This window comes from Spirosoma arcticum, assembly GCF_054779955.1.
Genome location: NZ_BAAGXG010000001.1, coordinates 753,235 through 769,331, shown reverse-complemented (window position 1 = coordinate 769,331; position 16,097 = coordinate 753,235). Strand labels below are relative to the sequence as shown.

Annotated in this window: 15 protein-coding genes and 2 pseudogenes; 12 read left to right on the top strand and 5 right to left on the bottom strand. The window is 56.4% G+C overall.

The features are described 5' to 3' along the window. Positions 1 to 26 precede the first annotated feature (26 nt). The gene (locus ACYVHB_RS03440) at positions 27 to 755 is read right to left on the bottom strand and encodes a type IX secretion system membrane protein PorP/SprF (RefSeq protein ID WP_461049618.1); all 729 of its coding nucleotides are present in this window, start codon (positions 753 to 755) and stop codon (positions 27 to 29) included. Beyond that, positions 755 to 895: a hypothetical protein gene (locus ACYVHB_RS03435; RefSeq protein WP_461049616.1), complete on the bottom strand. Its 141-nt coding sequence runs from the start codon at positions 893 to 895 to the stop codon at positions 755 to 757. The genes ACYVHB_RS03440 and ACYVHB_RS03435 overlap by 1 nt, the downstream gene beginning before the upstream one ends. Here ACYVHB_RS03435 and ACYVHB_RS03430 point away from each other — a divergent pair. The 12 genes from ACYVHB_RS03430 (at position 894) to ACYVHB_RS03375 (ending at position 12,492) form a co-directional block, all read left to right on the top strand. After that, positions 894 to 3,842, top strand: coding sequence for a PKD domain-containing protein (locus ACYVHB_RS03430; protein ID WP_461049614.1), 2,949 nt, complete (start codon positions 894 to 896; stop codon positions 3,840 to 3,842). The genes ACYVHB_RS03435 and ACYVHB_RS03430 overlap by 2 nt on opposite strands. A gap of 155 nt (positions 3,843 to 3,997) precedes the next feature. Then, the gene (locus ACYVHB_RS03425; RefSeq protein WP_461049612.1) at positions 3,998 to 5,080 is read left to right on the top strand and encodes a sulfite exporter TauE/SafE family protein; all 1,083 of its coding nucleotides are present in this window, start codon (positions 3,998 to 4,000) and stop codon (positions 5,078 to 5,080) included. 94 nt (positions 5,081 to 5,174) lie between these two features. Beyond that, positions 5,175 to 6,365: a trans-sulfuration enzyme family protein gene (locus ACYVHB_RS03420; protein ID WP_461049610.1), complete on the top strand. Its 1,191-nt coding sequence runs from the start codon at positions 5,175 to 5,177 to the stop codon at positions 6,363 to 6,365. A gap of 44 nt (positions 6,366 to 6,409) precedes the next feature. Continuing rightward, positions 6,410 to 6,646 (top strand): UPF0175 family protein, encoded by a 237-nt coding sequence (locus ACYVHB_RS03415; protein WP_461049608.1) that lies wholly within the window; start codon positions 6,410 to 6,412, stop codon positions 6,644 to 6,646. After that, the gene (locus ACYVHB_RS03410) at positions 6,636 to 7,094 is read left to right on the top strand and encodes a DUF3368 domain-containing protein (protein WP_461049606.1); all 459 of its coding nucleotides are present in this window, start codon (positions 6,636 to 6,638) and stop codon (positions 7,092 to 7,094) included. The genes ACYVHB_RS03415 and ACYVHB_RS03410 overlap by 11 nt, the downstream gene beginning before the upstream one ends. A 1-nt stretch (position 7,095) precedes the next feature. Continuing rightward, positions 7,096 to 8,223: a Gfo/Idh/MocA family protein gene (locus ACYVHB_RS03405; protein WP_461049605.1), complete on the top strand. Its 1,128-nt coding sequence runs from the start codon at positions 7,096 to 7,098 to the stop codon at positions 8,221 to 8,223. Beyond that, positions 8,220 to 8,954, top strand: coding sequence for a phosphoadenylyl-sulfate reductase (locus ACYVHB_RS03400; RefSeq protein WP_461049603.1), 735 nt, complete (start codon positions 8,220 to 8,222; stop codon positions 8,952 to 8,954). The genes ACYVHB_RS03405 and ACYVHB_RS03400 overlap by 4 nt, the downstream gene beginning before the upstream one ends. Positions 8,955 to 9,035: 81 nt before the next feature. Beyond that, positions 9,036 to 9,938 carry a sulfate adenylyltransferase subunit CysD gene (gene cysD / locus ACYVHB_RS03395; RefSeq protein WP_461049601.1) on the top strand — a complete coding sequence of 301 codons (903 nt, stop codon included), beginning with the start codon at positions 9,036 to 9,038 and terminating at the stop codon, positions 9,936 to 9,938. 51 nt (positions 9,939 to 9,989) lie between these two features. Then, a complete protein-coding gene (locus tag ACYVHB_RS03390) occupies positions 9,990 to 10,220 on the top strand; it encodes a DUF4160 domain-containing protein (RefSeq protein WP_461049600.1) in 231 nt (76 codons plus the stop codon). Next, positions 10,196 to 10,528, top strand: a complete 333-nt coding sequence (locus ACYVHB_RS03385) for a hypothetical protein (protein ID WP_461049598.1) — start codon at positions 10,196 to 10,198, stop codon at positions 10,526 to 10,528. Before ACYVHB_RS03390 ends, ACYVHB_RS03385 begins: the two co-directional genes overlap by 25 nt. Positions 10,529 to 10,534: 6 nt before the next feature. After that, positions 10,535 to 11,782, top strand: coding sequence for a sulfate adenylyltransferase subunit 1 (locus tag ACYVHB_RS03380; protein ID WP_461049596.1), 1,248 nt, complete (start codon positions 10,535 to 10,537; stop codon positions 11,780 to 11,782). A gap of 41 nt (positions 11,783 to 11,823) precedes the next feature. Next, the gene (locus ACYVHB_RS03375; RefSeq protein WP_461049594.1) at positions 11,824 to 12,492 is read left to right on the top strand and encodes a Uma2 family endonuclease; all 669 of its coding nucleotides are present in this window, start codon (positions 11,824 to 11,826) and stop codon (positions 12,490 to 12,492) included. A 7-nt stretch (positions 12,493 to 12,499) separates the two neighbouring features. Here the strand turns inward: ACYVHB_RS03375 and ACYVHB_RS03370 are convergent. The 3 genes and pseudogenes from ACYVHB_RS03370 to ACYVHB_RS03360 all read right to left on the bottom strand — a co-directional run bounded on the left by ACYVHB_RS03370 (position 12,500) and on the right by ACYVHB_RS03360 (position 16,027). After that, positions 12,500 to 14,721 (bottom strand): annotated as a pseudogene (locus ACYVHB_RS03370) (xanthine dehydrogenase family protein molybdopterin-binding subunit). Between the two features lie 41 nt (positions 14,722 to 14,762). After that, a pseudogene (locus ACYVHB_RS03365) lies at positions 14,763 to 15,089 on the bottom strand (FAD binding domain-containing protein); the annotation flags it as partial. 236 nt (positions 15,090 to 15,325) lie between these two features. Next, positions 15,326 to 16,027, bottom strand: coding sequence for an SDR family NAD(P)-dependent oxidoreductase (locus ACYVHB_RS03360; RefSeq protein ID WP_461049592.1), 702 nt, complete (start codon positions 16,025 to 16,027; stop codon positions 15,326 to 15,328). Positions 16,028 to 16,097 lie beyond the last annotated feature (70 nt).

Sequence of the window (16,097 nt, the reverse complement as noted above, 5' to 3'; positions counted from 1 at the left end):
GAGAACTGGACTCTGCTCATCGTGTGTTAAAAATTCTGGCAACGGCGCTGTCGTTTGGCACTGCGGCCCTTCGTGCTGCTAAACTGAAATAACGAGTCGAGGCCGTACCAGATACTGAGTTCGTGCGCTCCGCCGGTGGCATAGCGCAGGGCCGAAACGGTGATGTCGTAACTGTACTCGACCAGAAACCGGTCGAACTGGAACGCCACAATGCCGATCAGGGCATCGTTCTGGAACGTTTTGTCGAATCGGCGAATGGGAATACCCCGGTACCACAGCCCCACCATCACGGGCGAGTAGGTCAGGTTGAGTCCCGTGTCCAACTGAAGACTGTTGCCCTGCTGCTGGAGCAGGCCCGTTAGCCCGATGGACTGATCGCGGTTTTGCTGATGGGCCAGCCCGTTGTTCCACAGCCCCCCCTCAAACGGTAACCGGACACCCGCCATCGCGCTGATGCGCTGCCCCAGCCAGTCGCCCCGGACCTGCGACCGGTAGATGTGGTGAACGGCAACCCCGGCCCAGTATTTGGCCAAATTGTCGCCGAGGTCATGCTCAAACAGCATTCCACCCGAAAAATCGATGCTGTTGCGGGACAGCGACCCGCCCGTGGCCAGCGGATCGCCGGTGGTTTGGCTCACGAGGCCGCCCACGTTGAACTGGTCGGCAAAGGTCATCCCACCGGGGGTAAACTGGCTGCCGATGTAGGCCGCCTGCAAACCAAAAATAAACCGGGCTTCCCGGTCGGCGTCCTGCATCAATGCAGTATGTACGACGCCTGACCGCTGAACTGCGTGGTGCGGAAGGCGTTGCCCTGCCAGTCGCCAACGACCTGCGCCCCCAGCCCCAGGCGCGTGTCTTCCTTCCGAAACGGCACCTGCCCGCTCACGCCCGACATGAAGTTCCTATGGACGTTTGGCGACGGCACAACGTCGGCCAGCCCCTCGCCATCGCACACCTTCCCCACGACCCAACCCGCCTATACCGTCACGCTGAGCGCCACCAATACCTGCGGCACCGACTCGAAACAGGTCTCCGTACCCATCAAAAAAACGCCCGTCGCCAATTATACCACTACGGGTTACACCATCACCAATCAGGATACCGTCGTTTGCCTGAACAATGGCGGTACGCTTACGCTCGACGGCACAATTTCGCTCGATGAATCCCGCTACCGATGGACAATTTCGCCCGGCACCTATAAATTCATCGGCAACACCAACAGCAGTTCATCCGTCGTCAAAATCCAGTTTGAGCAGAGTACCGACTACACTATCACGTTAGTGGCCCTCAACGACTGCGGCACGTCGGCCCCGATGATTTGTAAGCACCGCGTTGTCAATGTGCCATCCGTACTGATTATGCCCCGGCTGGATGCCTGCGAAGCGACAACCTATACGCTGACCAATCCAACGCCGAATGCCATTTATACGCTCAATAATGGCCCCAACAGCCAGACGCTCGTTCCGAACCAGCCGGTTGCGGTGCCGGTATCGGCCAGCCCCTACGTTGTCCGGGGCGATTTGAGCAACCAGTGTGGGCCTGCCCAAGCCCGGCCCGACACGTTTTATGTACAGGCCCCGGCGACCGTGCAGATCATGACCCCCGCCCGGCAGTCCGCGTTATGCGTGGCCACGGCGCGGGTTCCCTTAACGACTAACTTGCCGGGCGGTTCGTGGGAGGGTTCAGGAAAAGCGCTGATTGAAACGCAGAATGGCAACTCGTTTTTCAACCCGAAGACGGTCGGTCAGTACGAGTTGATTTACGTCCGGGGAACGGGCGTATGCCGACGCGCGGATACGGTTCGCATCACCGTCGATGGGGGGCAGGTGACGGCGCAGAGCGTGAGTAGCTGCGACAAAACCGGGTTCGTCAAACTACAGGGAAGCCCGGCAGGGGGTACCTGGAGCAGTGCCGCCTTCCCCGGTGCCGTTCGCCGGGACACGCTTTTTCTGGCGGGTATCACGGCCGCGCAGGTCGAGCTGACGTACGAATTAAATTTTGGTACGGCGGGCTGCCCGGCCAAAACCACGGCCACCGTCACCATCGGGCGACCCAAAGCCGCGTTCACCGTTGCCGATGCCTGCGCCGGAACGCCCCTGACGCTCGCCAATCAGTCCACCGGGGCGGGTGCGTTTCAGTGGTTCGTGAACAACGTGGCCACCTCGGCTGAGCGGGAACCGAAACTGACACCTACGACCGGTGAAGTTCAAATTAAGCTGGTGGCCCTGTCGGGCGGCTGCGCGGACACCCTCAGCCGGTCGGTGACTATCACCGCCACGCCCGTTTCACCAACGGTAACGCCCAACACCATCGCGGGCTGCGCTCCCCTCAACGTTACGTTCGGTGTGGCGGGCCTGGGGCAGCGGGGCGTTACCTACCGCTGGGATTATGGCGACGGCAGTACGGCGCTCCCCGCTCCAGCCAGCCAGCACACCTACCTCAACCCCGGCCGGGTTACCCGTACCTACACCGCTACCCTGACCGCTTTTAACAGTTGCGGCACCACCGCCCAGTCAACTATCCTCACGGTTCGACCGTCGGCTTTTGCCGAAATTGGCGTCGACTCCACCAATGTCCGATGTACCCCGGCCACGATTCGCTTTTCGAACCGCTCCGTGGGCGAAGGCCAGACAAGCCAGTGGAATTTTGGCGATGGCACGACCCGGCAAACGCAGCAGGACACCCTACTGCACCGTTTCTCGGCCACCGATTCGGCCCGAACGTTCCGGGTTAGTCTGGTTGTGGAAAACAGTTGCGGGCGCGATACCGACGCCGTCAGCATCCGGGTGTATCCCAACCTCGTCCGACCGTTGTTTAACCTGACCAACGCCCGGCCCTGCGCGGGTGAACTCGTGCAGTTCACCGACGCCACCGTGCCACGCCCAACGGCCTGGGTGTGGCAGTTCAGCGATGGCACCACCGAAACCACGCCTAACCCACAGCACCGTTTTGCGGAACCCAACAAAGTGTATTCCGTAACACTGACGGCCTACACGCCCTGCGGCTATAGTTCGCTGCCCCGCAGCCTGACCACGACCAGCCCCCCACCCGTTTCGTTCAGTATTTCGGCACCGTTTATCTGTACCGGACAAGCGGCTACGCTCGTCAACCGCAGTAATCCGGCTAATCAGTTCCGCTGGAATTTTGGGGATGGCTCACCCATCGACTCGGTTAATTTTTCGCCCCGGCACGTTTTTGTGGGTAATTCGCCAAGTTCCATCGTGAGCCTGACCGTTATTGGCGCCACGCCCGGCTGCTCATCGACGCTGGCCCAGCCCGTTAGCATCCGTCCGGTTCCGAAACCCGATTTCACCATCGAGGGGGGCGTAGAGGTGTGCGCCCCCGGCCCGGTCCGACTCGTGGCGACCGACGCCAGCGCCAGTCAGTTTCGCTGGGCACTGAGCAATGGGCGTGTGTTTACCGCACCTAAACCGGAAGTAGCCTTGCCGCCCGGCCAGTATGATGTAAAACTAACCGTCAGTTATGAGCAGGGCGTTTGTGCCGATTCCAGCAGCCGTGCCAATGCGTTCCGGGTGCTCTCGTGCCAGGCCGTCACCCCGGAAGCGTTTACGCCCAACGGCGACGCATTGGGTGACACCTGGACGCTCTTCGGTGAGGCAGGAATCGGGCGGGTAGCGCGGCTGCGCATCTGGAACCGCTGGGGCGAAGTTATTTTTGAAGCGTATGACATACCGCTCAACAGCAAAAATCCGGGCGAATGCTGGGATGGCACCAACCGGGGCGTTCCGATGCCCGCCGGGCAATATACCTACGAAGCCGACGTGCTGTTGCAGGCCGACCGGCACCAGAAACAGTCGGGTAGCATTGCCCTGATTCGGTAAGTATGGGTGCCCTCAGGAAACGAATTTGCATATGCAGCCCTTCCTGCCGTACCTTTGTCCGGTTCAGAACCGGTAACCGGGCAAAATAGGCGGCACTTGACTGTGCCGCTTTTCGTACAAAAAATAATCCATTAAGTCGATATACTATAAACACTATGCAAGTAGATGAGGGCGTTTCAACCGGTTCGGTGGCGAAAGTTCCGCTACAAACACCCTTCCCTTTCGACCTGAACGGGTTGACGATCAGCTTACCCGGCGATGAGACTCAGGCTACCGAGAAGGCTGCGGCCATTCGGGCGGCTTTCCCGCACGTCAACATCATCACCCCCGACATTAAGAAGGCAAACCCGCTGCTCCGGCGTCGCACCCGCACCGAAATTGCCATCTACGTCTTCGCATCGCTGGCGCTGATGGTGGTGGGGCACCTGTTGTTTAGCTATTTTACGCTGGACCGACTGACCCTGATGGCCAGTTCTGTAGATATCACACCTGACATTTTTTACTTTATCATGGCCGGTTTCGTGGCCCAGTTAATCGACGGGGCGCTGGGCATGGCGTATGGCGTAACGGCCACCACGTTTCTGACGAGCGTGGGCATCAGCCCGCTGTTTGCTACGGCCAGCGTTCATAGTTCCGAGATCTTCACGTCGGGCGTGTCGGGGTATATGCACCTTAAGTTTGGTAACATCAACAGCCGACTCTTTAAAGCGGTGTTGATACCCGGCGTTATTGGAGCCGCGCTGGGGGCGTTTCTGATCACCAAATTAGCCGATCTGGATATCGTAGCAACGTATATGTCTCCGGCAATTTCGGTTTATACGGCTATTCTGGGAATTTTGATTCTTAAAAAAGCCTTAACTAAACGGATCAAGAAACGGCCCGTCCGCCGAATTGGCCTGCTGGCGTGGTTTGGCGGCTTTGTCGATGCTATCGGCGGGGGCGGCTGGGGACCTATCGTCAACTCAACACTGATTGCTGCTGGTCGGCATCCGCGTTACACCATTGGGTCGGTCAACTTGGCCGAGTTCTTTGTATCGTTTGCGTCGTCGGTGGTGTTCGCTTTGTTTGCCGGATTGGGCAATTACGGCTTAGTCATTCTGGGCCTGATTCTGGGCGGTATGATTGCCGCCCCGATTGCCGCCCACCTGGCACAACGGCTACCCGTTAAAACGATGATGGTGCTGGTCGGCATCGTTGTCATTGCAGTGAGTTTGAGGAAGATAATCTTGTTTTTGTAATGCCGAACCGCACAGGCGCTCCGGGTTCGGCGATGGTACTATTCATTTCAGTAGCCTGACGGCTCGCCCGAACCCGCAGGTTCGGCTCTATAGCATGAAAAAACAAACAAAAGCCATTCGCATCCAGGCCGACCGGTCGCAGAACCGGGAGCACTCCGTACCGCTGTACCTAACGTCGAGTTTCGCCTTCGACAGCGCCGAGCAGGGCAAAGCACTGTTTGAGGAAACCGAAGACGGCAATATCTACTCGCGCTTTTCGAACCCCAACGTGACGGAGTTTGTCGAGAAGGTATGTATGCTGGAAGGAGCCGAAGACGGCATCGCAACAGGTACGGGTATGGCGGCCGTGTTTGCCAGCATGGCCGCGCTGCTAAAATCGGGCGATCACCTCGTGGCCTGCCGCGCCTTGTTTGGGTCGGCCCACCAGATCATCACCCAGATTCTGCCCAAGTGGGGAATCACCCACACCTACGTCGACGCTACCGCCACCGAAGCCGAATGGGAAGCCGCCATGCAGCCCAACACCCGCATGGTGTATTTGGAAACGCCCTCTAACCCCGGCCTCGAACTGGTCGATCTGGCGATGCTCGGTCGGTTGAAGGAAAAGTACGGCTTCATTCTGAACGTCGACAACTGCTTCGCCACGCCGATTTTGCAAACGCCAATTGATTTTGGCGCTGATTTATCCGTTCACTCGGCTACCAAATTCATGGACGGTCAGGGGCGCGTGCTGGGGGGCGTTGTTGTGGGCCGGGCCGACCTGATTCAGCCGATCCGATTCTTCGCCCGGCACACGGGACCGTCACTGTCGCCGTTCAACGCGTGGGTATTGTCGAAGAGCCTGGAAACGCTCGACCTGCGCATGGAACGCCACTGCCGCAACGCGCTGGCGCTAGCTGAAGCCTTAGAAGCGCACGAGGACGTAGCGCGGGTGCTGTACCCGTTCCTGCCCTCCCACCCGCAGTATGACTTGGCTAAGGCGCAGATGTCGGCGGGCGGGGCCATTGTCACGATTGAACTGGAAGGCGGTTTTGAGCGGATCAGCGCGTTTTTCGATGCGTTGCAAATTGCGACGCTGTCGTCTAACCTCGGCGACTCGCGCACCATCGTCACCAACCCAAACACCACGACTCACGCCAAACTCAAACCCGACGAAAAAGCCGCGCTCGGCATTACGCCCGGACTGGTGCGCATTTCGGTCGGTCTGGAAGCCGTCGAGGATCTGATTGACGATTTTACGCGGGCAATAACAGTAAGTGCGGAGCTATTGAAGGAACGCGTTTGAATGAATTGATGAGTTGAATGGTTTTACATTAAAATCAGACCGCCATGAAAACGCTGACCATCAACCTACCCGATAACCTCGACATTGAGGAGTTCGAGGCCAAAATGCTTTTCGCGGGTCAACTGCACGCGAAAGGAAAAATCACGCTTGGGCAGGCCGCCGACATTGTCGGCATCAGCAAGCGGGCGTTTATGGAAATCATGGGTCGGTTCGGGTTCTCGGTGTTTAATTACTCGGTAGAAGACTTAGAACATGACATTAGAGTCGCTCTTGGAAATTGACGCCGTCATTTCTGACACGTCCTGTTTTATTCTGCTTGAGAAAATAGACGAACTGGCTTTATTAAAGGAATGCTTCCGAGCTGTTTATACCACGCCTACCGTAGCTGCCGAGTTTGGCATTAGTTTACCGGATTGGGTTCAGGTCCGGGAGGTGATCGACAAAGCATATTTGAGGGGCATATCAACTTTAGCTGACCCCGGTGAGATTAGTGTGATTGCGTTGGCAGGCGAGTTACCAGACTGTTTGCTCATTCTGGATGATGACAAGGCGCGTAAAGTAGCCGAATCGTTTAACCTGCGATTTACCGGAACATTAGGTGTACTTGTTCGGGCAAAAGCATTGGGGAAAATAGCGGAAGTAGCTCCCATTGTCGCTAAGATTAGAGAAACCGACTTTCGCGCCAGTGAATCCTTACTGACTAAAATACTCAAAAGCGTTGGCGAATAAGATGCGTGTCCACCCAATTTTTGTTGTAGTACTCCTTCTGTTAATCATTGCTCATGTCAGAGGAGGTTCAGCCCAAACTGCCCAAAAGCCGCTTCGGGTGGGCGTAGTGGGGCTGGTACATACGCACGTTCACGGCATTCTCAGGAAGACCTATAAAGAAGCGGGGCAGAAAGATATCGACATTGTGGGCATTGCCGAGCCAAACCGCCCCCTCGCCGAACGATACGCCAAACAGTATGGCTTTCCGATGAGCTTAGTCTACCCAACCATCGCCGAGATGCTGGAGAAGACCAAGCCCGAAGCCGTTACCGATTTCGGCCGCATTGTGGATCACCTGCAAACGGTGAAGGCCTGCGCCCCGCGTGGCATTCACGTCATGGTTGAGAAACCGCTGGCCATTAGTTTTGAGCAGGCGAAGCAGATGGAAGCGCTGGCTAAGAAGCACAGCGTTCAACTACTGACGAACTATGAAACAACTTGGTATGGCAGCAACCATAAGGCTTACGCGCTGGCTAATGATGACAAAGCCATTGGCGATCTGCGCAAGATTGTCGTTCATGATGGGCACGAGGGTCCGAAAGAAATTGGCGTGACGGACGAATTTCTAAGCTGGCTCACCGACCCTGTCACCAACGGCGCGGGTGCCCTCTTCGACTTTGGCTGCTATGGGGCCAACCTCTCAACCTGGCTCCTGAATAACCAGCGGCCAACCTCGGTGCTCGCCGTAACCCAGCAGATCAAACCCGATGTGTACCCAAAGGTAGATGACGAAGCCACGATTATATTGACGTACCCCAAAACGCAGACCATCATCCAGGCGTCGTGGAACTGGCCGTTCTCCCGTAAAGACATGGAAGTGTACGGCCAAACCGGCTACGTACACACCATCGACGGCACGCGGATGCGTCTTCGGCTGAAGGGCGATAAAACCGAACGCACCGACAATGCAACGCCCGCCGACGCCCCCGCCACCGACCCATTTGCGTACTTTGCCCGGCTGCTGCGCAAGGAAACGAAACCCGACGCGCTGACGTCATTGGAAAATAACATGATTGTCATGGAAATCTTAGACGCGGCCCGCCAGTCGGCAAAGACGGGTAAGGCCGTATTGTTGAAACAAAAGCTATGATTGCCGAACCTACTTCACACACCCTCGCGTCGCTTGCCGAACGGTTGCGCAATTTGAACAACGTAGATGCCCTGCGGACGCTGGCCGACCTGTTTCCCGGCGAAGTCATCTTCTCAACCAGTCTGGGCTACGAAGATCAGGTAATTACCGACCTGATTCTGGCCAATGACGTCCCCATTCGCATTTTCACGCTCGATACGGGACGGATGTTCGCGGAGACGTATTCGGTCTGGAAAAAGACGAACGACCGCTATGATACGAAGCTCGAAGCGTTTTTCCCGGACAGGGCAGCCGAAGAAAGCCTGATGACTGGCAAGGGACCGTACAGCATGTATGACTCCGTCGAAAACCGGAAAGAGTGCTGCTTCATCCGCAAGATGGAGCCACTAAACCGGGCGTTGGCGGGTCAGAAGGTTTGGATTACGGGTATCCGTGCCGAGCAGTCGCCCAACCGCCAGACCATGACCCAGCTCGAATGGGACGACGCGCACAGCCTGTTCAAGTTCCACCCGCTGATGGACTGGACGTTCGACGACGTGAAGCAGTACGTTCGTGATAACAACGTGCCGTATAACCCGCTCCACGACCGGGGTTTCGTCAGCATCGGTTGCCAGCCCTGCACCCGCGCCATTCAGCCGGGTGAGGATTTCCGCGCCGGGCGCTGGTGGTGGGAAGACAACTCGAATAAAGAGTGCGGATTGCACAGCCACGAGGAAGTATTTAAACCATGATGAGCGAATGTTCTGGACCCCCCTTTATTCACTCATTCGCTCCGGTCCGGCGTTCCGGTTCGCTCTTTCACTCATTACCAAATGAAACTCGATTATTTAGATCAGCTCGAATCCGAAGCCATCCACATTATGCGGGAGGTAGCCGGGCAGTTTGAGCGGCCCGCGCTGCTGTTCTCGGGCGGCAAAGACTCCATTACGCTCGTGCATCTGGCCCTGAAAGCGTTCCGGCCGGGCAAATTTCCATTTCCACTCGTGCATATCGACACGGGCCACAACTTTCAGGAAGCCCTTGATTACCGGGATGATCTGGCAGAACGGATCGGCGAAAAGCTCATCGTTCGCTACGTTGAAGACACCATTCGCGAGAAGAAGCTGAAGGAACCAACCGGCCGCAACGCCACCCGCAACGGCCTGCAAACGTTTACCCTGCTCGACGCCATCGAAGAGTTCGAGTTTGACGCCTGCATTGGCGGGGCACGGCGCGATGAGGAAAAAGCACGGGCCAAAGAGCGGGTGTTTTCGGTACGCGACGAGTTTGGCTCGTGGGACCCCAAACGCCAGCGTCCCGAACTCTGGAACCTCTACAACGGCCGGATTCACAAGGGCGAAAACGTGCGCGTGTTCCCCATCTCGAACTGGACCGAACTCGACGTGTGGAACTACATCCGGCGCGAGAAAATCGCCCTGCCCAGCATTTATTTTGCCCACGACCGCGAACTGATCGTGCGCGACGGCAAGCTAATGGCCACCGCCGGGGGCGTTATCAAACCCGAAGCCGACGACCACATCGTGACGCGCCGGGTCCGGTTTCGAACCGTTGGTGACATTTCCTGCACGGCCGCGTCGGAGTCGCAGGCGGACACGCTCGATGATGTTATTGGTGAGATTCAGGCCACGCGCATCTCCGAACGGGGGGAAACCCGCATGGACGATCAGCTCAGCGAAGCGGCCATGGAAGACCGGAAGAAGGGCGGGTATTTTTGATCAGTTTTTGAGTACGTTTGCGGCAGCTCATCCGTAACTACTCAGAACGTAATGCCGGTTATTGCCTTGCTCGATGGTCTCAAAATCGAGATGTATTTCAACGACCATGCACCTCCTCATATTCACGCCAAACACGCTGAACACGAAGTGTTGATAACGATTCAAGAGTTCGCCGTGTTTGCGGGGTATCTACCAGCCAGGCAATTAAAGCAAGTGCAGCAATACGTGACCACTAATCAGGAAAAACTCTTAGCCCGATGGAAACAATACAACCCAAAATGATCCGTGTTCGTGAGGTGCTGGACGTTCAACCTTTCCGTATAATCTGTCGATGGTCGAACGGAGAAATCCGGGTCAATGATTTCACGCAGGAAATTATCCGCTGGCAAAAACATAGCAACAAAGAATTAGCTCAGTTAGCTAATCCAGAGAAATTCAAATCAGTATTTGCCCAAAGTGGCACAGTTGCCTTCGCGGGTATCTTAATTGACATGGGTGATATGGGATGGCAACCGTTGGACCTGGACCCAGACGTGTTATTTGCTACGAGCAAAGAGTTAGTACAAACTATAAATGAACCCGTTTCGTAAATTAAATTGGACATTCTTCGATTTATAACCGCCGGTTCGGTTGACGACGGCAAGAGCACGCTCATCGGGCGGCTGCTCTACGACTCTAAATCCATTCTGGCCGATCAGCTCGAAGCCATCGAACGCGCCACCAAAGGCCGGGAGGATGGTATGGTTGACCTCGCCCTGCTGACCGACGGTCTCCGTTCCGAACGGGAGCAGGGCATCACCATCGACGTGGCGTACCGGTACTTTCAGACGCCCGCCCGCAAATTCATTATTGTCGATGCGCCGGGGCACATTCAATACACCCGCAACATGGTCACGGGCGCGTCGAACTGCCAGTTGGCGGTCGTGCTGGTCGATGCGCGGCATGGCGTGGTGGAGCAAACCCGGCGGCACTCGCTCATTGCCAGTTTGCTGGGTATTCCGCACATTGTGGTAGCGGTTAATAAAATGGACCTGATGGGCTATTCGCAGGACGTATTCTCAGACATTTGTATTCAGTACGCTGAACTCGCCAAAAACCTGAACGTTCCCAATGTGACGTATATTCCGCTCAGTGCGCTCAACGGCGACAATGTGGTCGACCGGTCCGGTGCAATGCCGTGGTACGACGGCCCCACGTTGCTGGAGCATTTAGAGACCGTAGAAATTACGGATATTGTTGCGGACGGGGGACGCTTTCCGGTGCAGTACGTCATTCGTCCGCAAACGGCCGACCGGCCCGATTACCGGGGCTACGCGGGCAAAATTACCAGTGGTACATTTCGCAAAGGCGACGCGGTAACGGTGCTGCCCTCCGGTGAAACCTCGACCATCGACGCCATTGAAATTGCCGATCAGCACTACGACGAAGCCACCGCGCCGATGTCGGTCGTGCTTCACCTCGCCGACGACCGCGACATCAGCCGGGGCGACCTGGTTGTGCGCTCCGACAGCCTGCCAGTCATGGGGCAAACCGTGGAAGCGATGCTGTGCTGGATGGACGCGAAGGAGTTTAAAGTTGGCAACAAATACGTGTTGCAGGTCGGCACGGCCCGAACGCGCTGCTCGGTACGGAAAATCACCTACCAACTGAACGTAAATACCTACGAACACACCGAGGGCGTTGAGAATCTGAAGCTAAACGACCTGGCGAAAGTGGTGTTGCGCACGGCCCAGCCCGTCAGTTTTGATCCGTACACGTACAACCGCGCAACCGGCGGGGCCATCCTGATTGACGAAACCTCGAACGTAACGGTTGGGGCACTAATGCTAATTGGGGAAGCATAGATGCCGCTTTTTCGTAACTTTGGGTAAATACTTTGGAATGAATGTCCATGACTGAATTAGCCGCCCAACTGCTCGAATCACCGAAAGCCCCGCAGATTATTCAGCAGGTGCAGGCCATTCTGAACGACGAAAAGAACCGACGTCAGGCTTTCTACGAATGGATGGACGGCGACATGAAAGCCGAATTCATTAACGGCGAAATTGTTGTACATTCACCGGCTTTGGAGAAACATAATGCCGTGGTTCTTCGCCTTGGTACACTGCTAAGTGTGTTTGTAGACGCACGAGAGTTGGGAATAGTTCGGGTGGAGAAAGCGCTGGTTGAACTGACACGTAACAGCTACGAACCAGACATCTGCTACTTCGGTCCTGCCAAAGCCGCAACAATTCAGCCTGAGTTGCTGTATTATCCCGCGCCTGATCTGATCGTAGAAGTGCTGTCAAAAAGCACCCAGAAAAACGACCGGGAAGTAAAGTTTGAGGACTACGCAGCCCACAACGTAGCCGAATACTGGATCATTGACCCCACCCGCCAAACTGTTGAAGTGTTTGCCCTCGACGCCGACACGGAAGCCTATGCGCTGCTTGGCCTTTTTCGCGTGGGACAAACCGTTGGCAGTCAGCAGTTAGCGGGCTTCACCATTCCCATCAAAGCGGTTTTTGACGCAGGTGCGAACGTAGCCGCCCTGCGGACATTGCTGGTGGAGTAAATTCCCACTACAACAGCCGATCCAACCGAATGGGCAGGTCGTGGACCCGCTTGCCGGTGGCGTGAAAAATAGCGTTGGCGATGGCGGCTGGCATGGCAACCAGTCCAATCTCACCCACTCCCTTCACGCCTAACGGATTTACAATATCGTCGTGCTCGTCCGTAAAAATCACGTCCAGATCGTGAACATCGGCGAATACGGGGACGTGATACTCGGCTAAATTATGGTTCATGAAGCGGCCGAAGCGATGGTCCATGGCGCTCTCTTCCTGCAAGGCGTGACCGATGCCCCATGCCATGCCACCGATGACCTGACTGCGGGCCGTGCGCGGGTTGAGAATACGCCCGGCCGCAACGGCACTAACGGCCCGCGTCACTTTAACCGTGCCTAAATCCTCATCAACCTGAACCTCCACGAACGCAGCGGCATGGGCATTGCGCGATTACTGCTTGTTTTTCAGCATATTAGGAATCGACGTAGCCGTTTCGCTAACGGCCCGCCCCCCGTTCTGCTCCACGATAGTCAACAGGGAAACGCGCATCGACGGATCGACTTTAAGCTGGATAAAGCCGTCGCTAAACAGCACATCATCGCGCTTTACCTTCGCCACTGGTGAGCCGGGCATTTTCTTAGCCATTGCCAGGAGTTTGTCACCCAACGCGTCGCAGACAGCTTTTACCGCCACCCCACCGTCGAAGCCGCCCTGAATTGGAGCGAGCGGCATGTCGGTGTCACCCAGCCGAAATACAACATCTTCAATGGGCATTCCCAATGTTTCGGCAGCGATTTGGGTCATAGTCGTGTAGGTGCCGGTACCAATGTCGGCGGTGGCACTGCTAACGCGCAACTTGCCGTTGACGGTTAGCAGCGCTTCGGCACGGGCGGGCATGTGACTGGCGTCCCAAATGCCGGTCACATGCCATATCCAATAAGGTTATGCCCTTCGCCCCGCATTGAACGGGGAGCGGGGCTGCGCTTGCTCCAGCCAAACCGTTCGGCTCCCTGCCGGTAGCATTCGCGCAGTTCCTTGCTCGAAAAAGGCTTATCGTTTTCGGCCTGATCGCGTTCGGCGTAATTGCGCAGCCGCAGTTCGAGCGGGTCGATACCGAGTTCATACCACAACTCATCCATCACACATTCAATGGCGTGGACTCCTGTTACGCCCCCCGGTGCCCGCATGTCGAGGGGCGTGTAAAGGTCCAGCGATTTGAGTTTATACGTCAGCGCCGTGTTGTCGCAAGGATACAGTTTATTTGACCAGTTCACCACCGTTTCCATATAATCTTCAAACTGCGAGGTGGCGGCAATCGCTTCGTGGTTCATAGCGGTCAGTTTCCCATCCGGCGACGCGCCTAAGCGGACGTTCTGCACCGTAGCCGGGCGGTGGCCAAATGTACACATCTGCTGCCGGGTGAGCGTCACGCGCACCGAGCGTTTGAGTTCACGGGCGGCCATCACGGCCAGAAACAACTGGTATTGCGGCCGCAGCCCGGACCCAAACCCGCCACCCACGTAGGGCGAAACAACGCGCACGTCGCTGAATGGCATATTAAAAGTTTGGGTGATGTACAACTGGCTATTGAGTGCGCCTTGCGTCTTATCATAGATCGTCGGTTTGCCACCCCTATTATCATATTCCACCGTGGTGCCAAACATTTCAATTGGGTTGTGGTGCTGCGCCCCGTGGACGTACTGCGCCGACATCCGCGCCGGAGCCTCGGCTCATGCTTTCCGGGCATCACCACGCGGCTTGGGAGGCAACGGCTTCAGCGGGTTCATGATGTCGGGGTCGCGGGCTTCGGACAGACGCGCTTCCAGATCCGTTTTGTGTGGTTCCTCCTCGTAGGCAACCCGCACCAGCGAAGCTGCATACCGGATCATTTCAAACGTTTCGGCCACAACCAGTGCAACGGGCTGACCGCTGTACCTGATCGTTTCGTCGTGCAAAGGTCGAAACGGCGAACCGGGTGGGGCATCCTGGTCTTTGTAGCTAATGTCGAATCAGGCCGTGTGGGGGCGATTTTCGTGCGTAAACACCTGCAAAACACCGTCGAGCGCGAGTGCGTCGGCCGCATCGATGTTCGTGATTTTCCCCTTGGCAATACTGTTCGACACCACATAGCCGTACGTGAGGTCCGGCACGTTGAACTCGGCAGCATACTTCGCGGCTCCCGTTACTTTTTCGGGACTATCGACGCGGGGATGGGTTTTTCCAATGACGTTATTCATGATGTATGATATATGGTAGAGGGCATAGGTGAATCTACACCCTATATCATAGCGCACGGGCAGCCCCGATCATATATCTTTAGGGCTACCTGACCCAAGGCGCGGATGATGGCGCGGTGTGCCAGTTCAATTTTGAACGTGTTGTTGCCGTAGCCGATGGCACCTTCCAACAGGTTGTCGGCAACGGGCCGGAAGTTCTCTTTGGTGGCCGTTTTCCCCACAAGTAACGCTTTGGCGTCGGGCTTACGCCACGGCTTGTGAGCCACCCCGCCGAGCGCGATTCGGACATCTTTTATCGTATCGCCGTCCAGTTCTAACCCCACCGCGGCCGACACCACCGCGAAGGCGTAGGAAGCCCGGTCGCTGAGATGGAATGTTTAGCTGCCGCTACCGGATCGAGTTGAGTGAGCATAAAGATATCAGGCGATACGGTTCCTGTCGTTCAAACTCGATTTGTCCCTCAAGAAAAGAGGGTAACTTATTTTGCGGTTCGTGCAGGATGGCAAATCAATAAACAAAAATGACCGCCTACTACTAAGCGGTCATTTTTATAGAGTAGGTTCTCGGCAAGACATATCGTCTCACGAAGCAAGCAGTTATCACCTTATTTCAGCGTTCCCATGCCCCCGTCGACGCCAATAATCTGGCCCGTAATCCACGCAGCCTGATCGGAAAGTAAGTAAGCGGCCATACCGGCGATGTCCTGCGGGGAGCCGTAGCGGCTGAGCGGATGGCGTTTGTTGGCCGCGTCGCGCTTGGTGTCGTCGGCGAGCAGAAACTGCGCCATTGGCGTATCTGTCAGCGAGGGAGCAACGGCGTTAACGCGCACGTTGAACGGGGCCAGTTCGGCCGCGAGCGATTTAGTCAGACCTTCAACCGCCGACTTCGCCACCGACACCGACGAGTGCATTCCCATGCCTAATTTGGCGGCTACGGTACTGAATAGCACAATGCTCCCGGCTTTTGATTTCTTGATGGCCGCGTAACAGGCATGAATCGTAGCAACCGCACCCAACACATTAATTTCCAGATCGTTGCGGTAATCGTCGACCGTGAGTCGCTGGAAAGGTTTGAGGTTGATGGTACCGGGGCAATAGACAATGCCGTGCAGCATATCGGGCAGTTGAGTAAGCACATCGACGGCGGGCGTCCGCGTAACGTCCCACATCATGTGGGTCGATTGAATGCCTTCGGGCTGGGTGCGGCCTGCGGTGAATAAGGTGGCACCCTGTGCCTGAAGTGACTCAGCCAGCGCGTGACCAATGCCCGAACTCGCCCCAACGATGAGAATATTCTTGCCTTGCATGAGATTGGTTTGTGGTTTGTAAGTTTGTGGTTATCGCAGCCGAAGGAACCGCAACGGCCGGTACGCCGGT